The sequence below is a fragment of the Microcoleus sp. A003_D6 genome (assembly GCF_036702825.1).
Lineage (GTDB): Bacteria > Cyanobacteriota > Cyanobacteriia > Cyanobacteriales > Microcoleaceae > Microcoleus.
In genome coordinates this window covers 1-12,670 of record NZ_JAUBWA010000162.1, presented here as the reverse complement: position 1 = coordinate 12,670, position 12,670 = coordinate 1, and the positions used below count along the sequence as shown (strand labels likewise).

Annotated in this window: 8 protein-coding genes, 1 tRNA gene and 1 pseudogene; 3 read left to right on the top strand and 7 right to left on the bottom strand. The window is 45.9% G+C overall.

Features of this window, described 5'->3' with window-relative positions:
• Window positions 1-76: 76 nt before the first annotated feature.
• The gene (locus QUB70_RS28910) at window positions 77-535 is read right to left on the bottom strand and encodes a GatB/YqeY domain-containing protein (protein WP_332985050.1); all 459 of its coding nucleotides are present in this window, start codon (window positions 533-535) and stop codon (window positions 77-79) included.
• Between the two features lie 607 nt (window positions 536-1,142).
• Between QUB70_RS28910 and QUB70_RS28905 the strand changes: the two genes are divergently transcribed.
• Window positions 1,143-2,135 carry a ribose-phosphate pyrophosphokinase gene (locus QUB70_RS28905; RefSeq protein ID WP_332985049.1) on the top strand — a complete coding sequence of 331 codons (993 nt, stop codon included), beginning with the start codon at window positions 1,143-1,145 and terminating at the stop codon, window positions 2,133-2,135.
• A 380-nt stretch (window positions 2,136-2,515) separates the two neighbouring features.
• Window positions 2,516-3,748 carry a DUF3747 domain-containing protein gene (locus QUB70_RS28900; protein WP_332985047.1) on the top strand — a complete coding sequence of 411 codons (1,233 nt, stop codon included), beginning with the start codon at window positions 2,516-2,518 and terminating at the stop codon, window positions 3,746-3,748.
• Between the two features lie 268 nt (window positions 3,749-4,016).
• Here the strand turns inward: QUB70_RS28900 and QUB70_RS32805 are convergent.
• The 6 genes and pseudogenes from QUB70_RS32805 to QUB70_RS28875 all read right to left on the bottom strand — a co-directional run.
• Window positions 4,017-4,097, bottom strand: a pseudogene (locus QUB70_RS32805) (YSIRK-type signal peptide-containing protein); the annotation flags it as partial.
• Window positions 4,098-4,465: 368 nt separating this feature from the next.
• A complete protein-coding gene (locus QUB70_RS28895; protein ID WP_332985046.1) occupies window positions 4,466-4,801 on the bottom strand; it encodes a XisI protein in 336 nt (111 codons plus the stop codon).
• Window positions 4,789-5,205: a XisH family protein gene (locus QUB70_RS28890; RefSeq protein ID WP_332985044.1), complete on the bottom strand. Its 417-nt coding sequence runs from the start codon at window positions 5,203-5,205 to the stop codon at window positions 4,789-4,791. Before QUB70_RS28890 ends, QUB70_RS28895 begins: the two co-directional genes overlap by 13 nt.
• Window positions 5,206-5,363: 158 nt before the next feature.
• On the bottom strand, window positions 5,364-6,266 hold the full coding sequence (locus QUB70_RS28885; RefSeq protein WP_332985042.1) for a hypothetical protein: 903 nt from the start codon (window positions 6,264-6,266) through the stop codon (window positions 5,364-5,366).
• On the bottom strand, window positions 6,244-10,548 hold the full coding sequence (locus QUB70_RS28880; RefSeq protein WP_332985041.1) for an AAA domain-containing protein: 4,305 nt from the start codon (window positions 10,546-10,548) through the stop codon (window positions 6,244-6,246). Before QUB70_RS28880 ends, QUB70_RS28885 begins: the two co-directional genes overlap by 23 nt.
• A gap of 325 nt (window positions 10,549-10,873) precedes the next feature.
• Window positions 10,874-10,946, bottom strand: a tRNA-His gene (locus tag QUB70_RS28875).
• 831 nt (window positions 10,947-11,777) lie between these two features.
• Between QUB70_RS28875 and QUB70_RS28870 the strand changes: the two genes are divergently transcribed.
• The gene (locus QUB70_RS28870) at window positions 11,778-12,461 is read left to right on the top strand and encodes a manganese catalase family protein (protein ID WP_332985040.1); all 684 of its coding nucleotides are present in this window, start codon (window positions 11,778-11,780) and stop codon (window positions 12,459-12,461) included.
• Window positions 12,462-12,670: the final 209 nt, after the last annotated feature.

The window sequence follows — 12,670 nt, the reverse complement described above, 5'->3', positions numbered from 1 at the left end:
CAATGACCAATGACCAATGACCAATGACCAATGACCAATGACCAATGACTAATGACCAATGACCAATGACCAATGACTAAGGATTAAGCTTTGCTTTCACCATGTCTTGAATTTTATTGCCGTCTGCTTTGCCCTTAAGCTGCTGCATTGCCTTCCCCATCACCTTGCCCATATCTTTTGCAGAAGTAGCGCCAACCGAGGCAATCACTTCGTCAACGATTTGACTCACTTCTTCGTCTGACATTTGCGGCGGCAAATACTCTTCAACAATTGCTAACTCCGCCTCCTCTTGTGCCACTAAATCTTCGCGGCCGCCTTTGCGGTATTGTTCGATCGAATCCCGGCGCTGTTTGGCTATTTGCATCAAAATTTCCAGTTCTTGAGCTTCTGTCAGCGTGTCTTGCCCGGAGGGGCGGAGGCTGACTTCTTTTTCGAGAATAAATTTCTTGATGCCGCGAACTGTTTCCAAGCGAACTTTGTCCTTGGACTTCATAGCTGCTTTGATTTCTGCGTCAATGCGTTCTCTTAAGCTCATCGATTTCTACCTTGCTTTGCCCGACATCAAAAATCTGGAGAATGCTCCGATTCTTAACTTTTTTTACAGTATTTTTCAAGTTTATTGCCTGTTGGTGGCATTTTTCTCGCATTGAACCCGGATGCCTTCGGCCTTCGACCGAATTTGGGGTGGCTGCACTTGCAGCCTCAGCCCCAAATTGACTCACGCTAGAACTTTTAGATGTAGGGGCACAGGTGCGATCGTACTTCTGCCAGTACAGAGTTCGCTAAAGCCCACATTCCACACCCTGGGGTGTCACACAGCATAATTACGCATAAAACTCTATCTTTAAAGTAATAAATTATGCCTTTAATTTTTTTTTTATCCGTTAATGTACGGTATCCAAGTATAATTCATACTTTTATTGCTGGATAAAAATAAGTAAAAACCGATTGTGACCGTTAAGGGTGCCGAATGTGGGCTAGAAACCCGGTTTCTCGGACATATTTTTGCAAGTCCTATTCAATTCGCCTAACTTCACACTTGCGCCCGCCCCGAAAGTTAAATCTCTCAAAAAATTGGCTGACTATTTCTAGTTTCAGATGGTAAGATGGCGGTGGAATAAACGTCCTGCAAGAGGCCTGCTGTGATCCGTTCTGCTACTTTACCGCTTTCGCTTCCCGAGCCGCCGGTTTCCGCTCACGACCGTCTGCGGCTGTTCTCCGGTTCTGCTAATGTTCCCCTCGCCCAAGAGGTGGCTCGCTATCTGGGGATTGATTTGGGGCCGATGGTTCGCAAGCGGTTCGCTGATGGGGAACTCTACGTTCAAATTCAAGAATCGATTCGGGGTTGCGATGTTTACTTGATTCAGCCAACTTGCTGTCCGGTAAACGATCGCCTCATGGAATTGTTAATTATGATCGATGCTTGTCGCCGCGCTTCGGCCAGACAAATTACAGCCGTCATTCCCTATTACGGATATGCTAGGGCAGACCGCAAAACGGCCGGAAGAGAATCGATTACTGCAAAATTAGTGGCTAATTTGATTACTGAGGCAGGGGCCGGTCGCGTTTTGGCGATGGATTTGCACTCGGCTCAGATACAAGGTTATTTTGACATTCCTTTCGACCACGTTTACGGTTCGCCGGTGCTTTTGGATTATCTGGCGAGCAAGCAATTAACAGATATTGTTGTGGTTTCGCCCGATGTTGGCGGAGTCGCTAGGGCGAGAGCTTTTGCCAAAAAGCTTGGCGATGCTCCCCTGGCAATTATTGACAAGCGCCGCCAAGCTCACAACATCGCCGAAGTGATGAACCTCATCGGTGATGTGAGGGGCAAAACAGCCGTGTTGGTGGACGACATGATCGATACTGCCGGCACGATTTCTGAGGGCGCGAGATTGTTGCGCCGGGAGGGTGCGAGGCAGGTTTATGCTTGTGCTACTCATGCGGTGTTTTCGCCTCCGGCGATCGAGCGTTTGTCTAGCGGGGTGTTGGAAGAGGTAATTGTTACGAATACAATTCCTGTGCCTGAAGAGAACCGTTTTAAGCAGTTGACTGTGCTTTCGGTAGCGAATTTGCTGGGAGAAACTATTTGGCGGATTCACGAAGATAGTTCTGTTAGCAGTATGTTCCGCTAGAGGCGAAAGAGACTTTTTTAAAGTTTGTTTTAGGGTGCGTTAACCAAGTTTAACGCACCGTTTTTTATAAGAGATCCCCCTCGCATCCCCCTTAAGAAGGGGAACTTTGATAGCATTTTTATATTTGAACTCCCCCTAAATTCCCCGAGGATCGGGGAGTAGGGGTTGACACAAGAAAATACTCTTGTCCCCCCCTTAAGAAGGGGGGCTAGGGGGGATCAGACTTAACTGTACCCTATTGAATTTTATGGTATTCGTGCGATCGCGCTTGAGATCGCCGGAACCATAGATGGTAAAATTCTATCTTGTTGTCTGGACATCGCGACCTTTTTATATTCTAGATAGGTCTCATAAAAACAACGGGTAAGTAGGGAAAAACTATGAAACATTCACTGGTACGAACAGCGGCCGCACTGGCCGGTTCAGCAATTTTAACACTAGGGGCGATCGGTTCGGCTAAAGCATATACTTTTGACGAAACCGAAATTAACCAAGACCGAGTAATTGCGATCGCACAACCCCGCGCTTTTGGCGGCTACCAATTACTAATTGTAGAACAGGTCACAGACAAGCGGCAGTGCTGGAGCGAAAGCGGCTCTAATCCCGTGAGAGTCGATCCGTTATTAGTTACTTTTGATTTCACCGGCATTTGCGGTCGCGCAACTGACAGCAACGGCTTTTCAATTCGCATGGCCGGCACCGATTTAGCCTTAAAATACAGCCTGAGTTTAGAAAGCATTGACGGCAATGTTGTACTAATGGGAACTCCCAACGATCCCAACGCTAAACCGATAATCATCGGCCGCACAAACGGCGATGTTAACGGCTTTATGAAAATCACTCTCGATCCGGCTTGGCGCTTGACTAAAAGAGCTTATCAAGGCCGCACATTAGGTCACTTTTATTTCACTAGCAAGGAACTCGCACCGGGAGAAACTGCCAATACCGGAGGCAATACCGGAGGCAATACCGGAGGCAATACCGGCGGAAATACCGGCGGAAATACCGGCGGAAATACATTCGGAGATATTGCTACCGATATCTACGCTTCCGAAATTAAAGAAGCTGTGCGCCTTGGGTTTGTCGCCGGGTTTTCTCAAGATAATACTTTTAGACCGCAACTTGCTGTTACTAGAGAGCAATTGGTATCTTTAGTATTGGAATCTTTGAAAGGAATACAAGGTGCTAATATAACATTTCCTAGCAGTGTTTCTATCCGTCCCTACAGCGATGTTGATAGCTCGCGGTGGAGTGCGGGAAAAGTTCAATTTGCGCGGGACAACAAGATAGTCAGCGGTTATAAAGATGGAACTTTTAAACCTACGCAGCCAGTCACTCGCGCTGAATTGATGGCGGTGCTCCGTCGAGCGGCGGAATTTGGTTTGTCGGCGCGGGGAATGCAGCCGAATTTAGTTGCTAAAGAGCCTTCTAAAACTTTTTCAGATACTCAGAATCATTGGGCTGCTTCTATTATTACTCAAATGTCTGCTTATTGTTCTGTTGCTTCGTCTCTTAACGAAATTGGCAATCGGTTTGCTCCCGATGATTCTGCAAAGCGCAATTACGCGGCGGCGGCTACTTTGCGGATGCTGAAATGCGTTAAGGCTCAGTAGGATTATCGTAGGGTGCGTCAGTTGGAAACCCTAAATTTTTTTAGTAATCTTAAGACTGACGCACCTGATAGTCAGGTGCGTCAGTTAGAAAAATCGGAATTTTTCGTTGTCACCTGAAGACTGACGCACCCTACAGCTAAAGTCCTCACTACGAACCTATATTAGTCAGGTGCGTCAGTTAGAAAAATCGGAATTTTTCGTTGTCACCTGAAGACTGACGCACCCTACAGCTAAAGTCCTCACTACGAACCTATATTAGTCAGGTGCGTCAGTTAGAAAAATCGGAATTTTTCGTTGTCACCTGAAGACTGACGCACCCTACAGCTACTTTGCGGATGCTGAAATGCGTTAAGGCTCAGTAGGATTATCGTAGGGTGCGTCAGTTGGAACCCTAAATTTTTTTAGTAATCTTAAGACTGACGCACCTGATAAGCTGTCGCGCATTTAAATTGCATATTCGGGGCGGGCTAGAAGCCCACCCCACAAGAGTTTGATTGTTTTTTGACAGACAATTTAAATGCAGAACAGCTTAGTCAGGTGCGTCAGTTAGAAAAATCGGAATTTTTCGGTGTCACCTGAAGACTGACGCACCCTACAGCTAAAGTCCTCACTACGAACCTATATTAGTCAGGTGCGTCAGTTAGAAAAATCGGAATTTTTCGTTGTCACCTGAAGACTGACGCACCCTACAGCTAAAGTCCTCACTACAAACCTATATTAGGCTACACCGTAATCAGTATACGGTCGTTTGTATGGCGGTTGCAATCCCAAAATAATATCCTCTCTCGGTACTCCCATTGCAACTAATTCCTCCGCAGGATTTTCCTCGGTCAAATTTTGCTGAAGCCAGATTTTTCCATCTTTGATGTCAATGTGAATTATGGTTTGATAAATCCGGTTAAGGTGTTCCCAGCCGACGTTCATCCACTGATAATGATCTCGTTCTGTGTCGCAGATAAGTTGCACTTCGACTTCATCATCGGAAACATCATCTTCGGCATAACGGCTCATTAATGCCTGAACGTACTGACGATATTGAGCTAGTTTGTCCATTGCACAATTACCTCATTTTTTGAATCGTATACGATTAGCAATACCTGATACTGTTGTACCGCAGCTTGAGTAAATTCAGACTGAAAAAATGTTCTATACACGTCAATTGGTACTGCCAAGTACAATTTCCGATTGGGTTCAACAGATGCCAGCCCTAGCCGATAACTGAGAAATTGTCCCAATGCAGCATAAAAGTCTGTAATCACAGAGGGATTAAGGAAGCTTTTGATTTCGACTGCAATTTTCTCCCCTCCTCGCTCCGCTGCGACTAACCTTTCTGCTCCCAAATCGACCTGAAATTTAATATTGCCAAACTTAAACTTTAGTGGATCGGCAGTAATCACCCACTGTTCTTTTTCAAGGGCTCTCTTTACGGATTCGTGGAAGGTATCTTTGGCGGACACAAATTTAATCTCAGCACGATCGCATACAACTACAAATTATAGCGAAATCACAATATATTGTCAATCTCTGAAAGACTAAATTTCTCAATGATTTTTAGCTAATGCGGACTTCAGTTCGCACTAGAAACCAGTTCTTCGTGAGGAATTGAGTCCTCATATTACTTGTTTCCTGGCTCTGTTTCCTTGCGTTTCTTCTTAGATGTTGGTTTCCGAGTTTTGGGAGTGGGGATAATTTCTGGCTCTTGCGAGATGACATCTTCTGGTAATTTGCACAAGTCATTTAAGGCAAGTTTTTGTTGCGATTCTAGTTCGTTTAAAAAGTTTGATGCTGTTTCTAATATTTGCTTTCCCTGTCTGGCTTGAATAGTAGTTTTATTTTCGATCGCATCCAGCAACACAAAAATCGATACTGTTTGCCAAATCTCCAAATCGTCGCCGACGACATCGCACTCAGACACGATTTTGCCGTTTTCGGGGACGTGAATTCCTAAACCGGAAGCTTGAATTAACGGCTGGATTTCTGCTATCGTTAAATCCGCAAGGTCGGAAATTTTATGTTCGAGCGATACTAAATCTGCTAAATCTGGTAAGTTGACCGATTCTGCGGCTAAAGCATCGAATTTAAAGGTAAGAGTTTGATTTAAAGGATCGGAAATGGCGTAAATTGATTGAATTTGCGATCGACTAACCGCACCTTTCTCGAAAAAATCTTTGCCTAGAGGCGCGATCGCAATTTTGCCATTATTAGCCACCTCCAAGCTTTCCAAACTAGCCAAAGTCGCCGCCGCCGTCTTCACAAAAATCTCATCCAACCCCAGCAAATCCGCCAATTCCTTCAAAGTTGGCGCGGGTTCAAACTCAACGCCAGCCCGCAAAATAAACTCTTCCAACACATTAAACTCGCGGGGTTCGCTAACCGCCACCTCCAGCGGAGTTTGGCGGATTGCAAAGCGGAATTGACGCGCCGCCAACACAGACAAACCCGGATTTTGCTGCTCAATTTGTGCCGCTAGCGAACTTAAATTCGAGTCAATTTCTTTAGTTGAGGACGCTAGAAACATCTACAAAACCTCCGCAGTGACGCACCGTTTTTGAAACTTCCTGATACATTTTTCCGACAGTACCTGTTTGTTGGGTAAATAAATCGTGACAGCCGACAACTACCAGCAATTCTTGAGCGCGGGAAAATGCCACATTCACCCGTTCCGGTTCCTTAGCAAATCCGATATCGCCCCTAACATTATTGCACACCGTGCTGACAATAATTACAGGTCTTTCCATGCCTTGAAATATGTCAACCGTACCAGTGCGGATGCTCAAAGACGGAAATCTTTCTGGTTCGATTCTGTCTTTAATTGCATTCAATTGAGCGCCGTAAAAAGTGATAATCCCTATTTCTTTGGGCAGTTCACCCTCTGCAACTTTGGGCCGCCAAGCTGTCTCCATTTGTTCGCACAAACGCTCGATCGCGTCAATCTCCCTGACATTCAACCGCGAAGTACCCTGTTTTTCCTCCTCAAACCCTTGTCCCACAGGCGTTTTCACCCACAGGATATGATTGTTTTCTTGAATGATTCTACCTGCGAGGTTGTGGGCGCGTTTGGTGTCTGCTTCCTGAATGCCGCAGTTGAGCTTTTGCTGGTAAAACTGATTGATTGCGCCCATAATTTGCGGGTGCATTCGGTATTGAGTTGTCAGCATTTTTTTGATGCTGTCGCTGGCATTTTCAAACAAAACTTTGAACAGCGATTCTTTTATGAAGCTAAGTTCGTCTCCGGTACAGCCGATGTCTTCGGCGATATCGTCGATCGTACTTTGATTGAACATCGGCGGCAATTGCCTGTGATCGCCCACTAATACTAACTTTCTGCCTTTCAAAGCGGGAATCAATAACTCTGGCGGAGTGCATTTGCTAACTTCGTCAATGATGACTGCATCAAAGCTGGGAAAGTTTTTACTAAAATCAAAGCTAGCAGCTTGCACGCAAGTTATGCCGATCACGTTGGCATTGTCAATATAAATTTGCTTTAAATCGTTGCGGTCTTTTTCAGATGGATTGCGGAGTTTTTGAATCCAATCAGTCACCAATTTTTGAGAACGATTTAGGGCGGTTTCTTCTTGTTCTAACTTCCGCTGCCAAGTTTTGAATAAACGCTTGATTTTGCTTAAAAACTCGCTGCTGAACAATCCTGTACTCGGAACTTCTGGCCGATATTGTTCCGGGATTTTTGGCCAGGTTGACTCCCACCAATTCCTCTCAACAAGTAATGCTGCTGTCGGTTGCTGCTGTTGCAGTTTAGCGGTAATTTCGCTCAATTCAGTTTGAAGTTCTGCGAGTTGCTGCTGCGAAGTTGCGGCGGCAGTTTGCAGCGGAGATAAATGCTCGTCAAGAGTGTTTTTTATCCTCTCCAAAATGTCGAAAGGGTCTAAGTCAGCAATCGATTTCTCAAGCACAATCGCGCTGGTTTTCCATGCCTCAACTTGCTTGACAAAATGCTGCGGTTGCTCCCAAATATTCGATTTTTGGGCGAGATATTGTTCGGCTAAAATCCGCATTTTTTCAGGTACATTTTGCTGTCGGACAATTGCTTGCAATAGATTGGTAACTTCGCTAATTTTTAAGTTCGCCTGTTGCTGCGCTGTTTCTACCTGAAGTTTAGCGGCGGATATTTGCTGCTGGTTCACGGTTTGACCGATTTTATCTAATAACTGCTGCTGTTTGATAAGTTGCTGTTCGGTTTCGGTTTTCAGGGGAACCACGCACTGACGCGCATTTGCGAGGATGCTGTGCAGCAATTCTTTGACTAGGCGATCGAAGGTAGCCTGAATCTGATTTGGCTGCAAGGATTCACTGTAAAATTGTTGAATGCTACCTAAAAAAGTGGCGGCTTTTTCGATGATAAATTTGCGCTGACTTTGGCTGACTTGGGAATAGCTGGCGAAGTCTTTGGCTAGTTGTTGCCACTGCGTACGATCGCCCGCAGCGAGCACGATCGGCGTTTGGTTCAAATTTAGGTGCAGAAACTCGCTAAACCGGAACTGTTGCCCTTGTATGTCCTTAAAACCTGCGCTTTCTTCGTGAGATATCGCCTTTTGCAACCGATCCAAATCGGGTAAATTAATTTTGCATTTGGGTGGCACGATCGGCAATTTGAGCGATCGGGCAATTTTCAGCAATCCTGCGGGCAATTCTACCATATCATCGGTCAGGATTGCGCCCGTTTCCCAGCAAGTTTTCACGACTTCATAGAGTCCCGTATCTGCTGTCTCGATCCACTGTGCAACGGCGACGACAACGGCTGCAATTTCCGCTTTTCGCAGTTCCAAATTCTTGATTTTCTGTTCGAGATTGTGGCGGTGTGTCTGATTTTGCCGATCGCCCAACTCGAGTTGATTCACAGCATCAGACATCTGCCGCGACACCCGCAAAGCCTCCGCAACCGTTGACATAGCGTGACAAACATCATCAGCGCGATCGAATGCCGCCTTAAATTCCGACAATTGCGCTGCTACAGTTTCCCGCAGCCAAACCGCAATCCCAAACGATCCGCAAGCAGGGCGATCGAAGCCTAATTGAGTAGCATTGCTGGCGCATATCCGCACATTTGCCATAAAGTTTTCTACTAAAACATTGCCTTCTGAATAAGGTTTTAGCCGTGGCATAAACTCAGCAACTTCTGGAGATTCCCAGTTAACATTCGGCGCATCTAGCAGATTTTCTAGCCCAGAAACAACAGATTCAATCTCGCTTTTTTCGGTTAAAATCCGTTCACAAGCGGTTGCTTGTTCCTTCCACTTTTCCTCAAAACTTGCCTGACTCTCGTGCAAGTGTTTTAGTTCGTTGAAAAAAGCTTTTTCAGCCGTAAAATAAGCTGTAAATCTGTCTGATTCTGCCAGCAACAGCCGCAAAGACTTGACATTAGTCTGGCGCTGCGAGAGCTTTTGTTCGCAGTCAGCCGCCGTATTTTGCAGCCAAGTGCCGATCGCGTTTTCCTCCAAAAACGGCTGCCCTTCTTCCTGCACCTTATGAGCTTTTCCCTTCCGCAAAGCCCGAATCGCCGGATTGTGAACTAACCGACTCAAAGCATTGTCTACAGCCAAATTAGCTTGGGAAGCAATTAGAGTTTTGCCGCCCTGACGGGCAATTTGATAGCAAATTTCCGCAATCACAGTCGTTTTTCCCGTTCCCGGCGGCCCTTGAATCAAAATCAAATCCCGCGCCGAAAGCACGGTTTCTACGGCTGCAAGTTGGTCGTCATTAGCATTGGGATTTAATAACTTTTCCCTATCCAATTTAATTAATTTGTCGGGTATTCTCGCTTGAGAAGAGTCGAATAAAAATTCGCTCAAATAGGGATTTTGAGCGCGGCCATCTGTCAGCATTTTTAAAGCTTTTTTCTTGCGTTCGATTTGACTGATATCGCCCGCAGCCTCAAAATACAAGAATCCTTGTTTGGGCAGTTGATATCTGCCGCCCGCCATGCGATCGCCCAAATCAAAATCTAACTTAATGCGTAATTTACCATGTTCAAAGTCAATTTCGGCGATGCTACCCAACGTCTCGCCATCTCGACTGCTTCTGCTTCCGGGCGGCGAATCAAACAGGATAATTTCTTCATTTCTCGCCTTTTTCAGCCTTTCGCGAAAGTCGCTCAATTCTAAGGAATTTTCCTCGTAGCCGTCAAGAGTTGCACAATTGCGATCAATTTCAAAAGTGACGATTTTTAAGCCTGAACCGTAATTGTGACCGCGAAAAGGCACGCAAAATTGACGCGCTTCCGCGATGCGTTTTTCAACATTTAAAAAAGTATGCCAAACTTTAAGCTGTTCGGTAGTCGGTATGTGTCTGTCGTCCCAAAAAGGCATTTCTTGGACGCGGGCGATCGACTTTACAGGAATTGGCGAGCGACTTTTAGGCAAAAGCCGCAACTGAACCGGCAAACCATACCCATCTTTTCTCCCTCTGGGAACCGCCACCAAACCTGCATCCAGCAGTTTCAAGCCGCCGATTCCATCTTCGCAGCGTACAGTTGCTAGTAAACGCAAAGTGCGATCGGCTTTTTGCAGCAATTGAGGTAATTCAAAATCATCTCCATCCGTAGCAAGAATCAACTCCCAGATTTCCTCTTCCGAAAATCTTTCATTTATCTTTTGGCGGCGCACATAGAAAAGACTGTGGGATTCGCCGGCTATCTCCGACATCAGAAGTTCCGCACGATCTCTGCATTCCCAATCGCAATATTTCGCTACAGCAGCTTCTCCTTCTATATCGCGAATAAACTTATTAATTGTGCGATCGCCGCTAAATTTATATCCCCAATCTTCTGCTACTAAAGATGGCATATTTTGATTTCTGATTTTAGATTTTTGATTTTTGATTGGATTTTAGATTAGCACATAGGCTCGTAGGGTGTGCACCGCGCACCGATTGAATTTGTATGGTGTGCATCGTACACCGGTTAAGAAGACCGGGCGGTTGAAACCGGGCGGTTAGAAACCGCGTCTACACAGACGAAACCCGCCTCCGCGGGTTGAAGACGAAGACCGGGGGATCAAAATCAGGTTATCTTCTTCAGTCCGCGGAGGCGGACATTGTTTGTGTAGAAGCGGTTTCAACCGCCGTCTGCTGATGCAGACCCAACACGCATCTGCACAATAAAATTAAAAGGGCGAATGATGGGAATTGAACCCACGAATGGTGGTACCACAAACCACTGCCTTAACCACTTGGCTACACTCGCCATAACGTTTCTAACTATAGCACTATATTCCAGCAAAAGTCTAGGGGTCAAGCAAAAAAAAATTCAAAATATTTTTCAGCGTCTCTGAACCGATCGCATCGATTGTGCCTCAAATTCCAGGTACAGTAAGAATTTAGCACAATTTTGCTCCTCCGCGCGAGCCTCTTCGAGGGCTTCGCCAACGGCAATTATCTCGCTTCCTGAGCAGTCGCGCGGCCCGACCTGTTGCAGCTCTGGCAGCCTCCTGATGCGCGCCATCGCATTAAAATAGCCTCAGATCCCTCCCTGCATCATTTGTCAACCCTCTCTCTTCTCTCTCTTCTCTCTTCCTTCGCGCCCTTTGCGTCTTCGCGGTTCCTTAAAAAAAATTCTTGTCCGCAATCTAAAATCTAAAATCCAAAATCTAAAATAGATATGAGCTAGCGTTAAGGAAGATTCTATCATATTTTGCGATCGGGTAAACTGGCCGACATACAACTCTGCTACTGCTTTAGGACAAATTAAATTTACTCAGCAAGCACCGATAGGACACCTCCCCTCTCGCAGTTGGGTTGGCGGCATTCAGTGGCTGCGACACCTCGATGCCCTGTCAGCAAAATTAACCGAATGCGACAATAATAGCGATCCTAAATCGTAATGTTTATACCGATTAACTAACTAAAATTTTAAGTTTAAACTCTACCTGAAAGCAGAGAAATTTGTGTCGTTAGATGTAACCAGCGACCGAGGTTCGGTGCGATCGCTTGTCGCACAATGGATTGTGAAGGTGAACACAGCTACAAGTCTGCAATCCTCAGACTGTAACAATAGAATTAAAAGAGGTATCGATCCATGTTTTTTCACAAAAAACAATTAATGGCTGCGGTGACGGTAGATGAACCCAACCCCCGTTTTGCCCAATTGCTGCTAGAACAGTTTGGCGGAGCAACCGGAGAACTGACAGCAGCTCTGCAATACTGGGTGCAGTCCTTTCACTGTGAAGATGCAGGGATTAAGGATATGCTCCAAGATATTGCAATAGAAGAATTCAGCCACTTAGAAATGGTGGGCCAACTCATCGAAATGCACACCAAAAACTCTGACCAAACAGAAGCTTACAAAAGCACTTTGTTTGCGGTGCGCGGCGTAGGCCCACACTTGTTGGACAGCCAAGGTCAAGCTTGGACGGCAGCTTATATCAACGAAGGCGGGGAGGTGGTGCGCGATTTGCGCGCTGATATCGCTGCCGAAGCAGGAGCTCGCCAAACCTACGAAGAATTGATTAAACTAGCACCGGATATGGGAACTAAAAAGACCCTGCACTTTCTCCTGACTCGCGAAATTTCTCACACTCAAATGTTCATGAAAGCTCTGGAATCGCTGGGTAAACTCACCGATCCGATGTTCGGCAATATTCCGCCCGATTCCACTGTGGATCTCTACTTTAACTTGTCCACAAATGGCAAGGATGAACGCGGGCCTTGGAACTCGGAACCGACTTTCCAATACATTGCCGATCCCGCTCCCAAAGCTTAATTTGAGATTTGTGTAACCTGGGTGGCGAGTGAAGATTTAAGCCCAATGTTAAGTAATTTTTAAGCCGCGCACCCTAGGATATCGCAATACGGTTCAGTTAAGCTCGATCCCCCCTAACCCCCCTTAAAAAGGGGGGGACAAGAACTTACTCAAAGTCCCCCTTCTTAAGGGGGATTTAGGGGGATCTCCGAGGAATAAATAGTTTTAAC

Excerpts from the sequence above, each read along its gene's own strand:
- QUB70_RS28910 (WP_332985050.1), bottom strand. The coding sequence starts at position 535 with ATGAGCTTAAGAGAACGCATTGACGCAGAAATCAAAGCAGCTATGAAG.
- QUB70_RS28900 (WP_332985047.1), top strand. The coding sequence starts at position 2,516 with ATGAAACATTCACTGGTACGAACAGCGGCCGCACTGGCCGGTTCAGCA.
- QUB70_RS28895 (WP_332985046.1), bottom strand. The coding sequence starts at position 4,801 with ATGGACAAACTAGCTCAATATCGTCAGTACGTTCAGGCATTAATGAGC.
- QUB70_RS28885 (WP_332985042.1), bottom strand. The coding sequence starts at position 6,266 with ATGTTTCTAGCGTCCTCAACTAAAGAAATTGACTCGAATTTAAGTTCG.
- QUB70_RS28880 (WP_332985041.1), bottom strand. The coding sequence starts at position 10,548 with ATGCCATCTTTAGTAGCAGAAGATTGGGGATATAAATTTAGCGGCGAT.
- QUB70_RS28870 (WP_332985040.1), top strand. The coding sequence starts at position 11,778 with ATGTTTTTTCACAAAAAACAATTAATGGCTGCGGTGACGGTAGATGAA.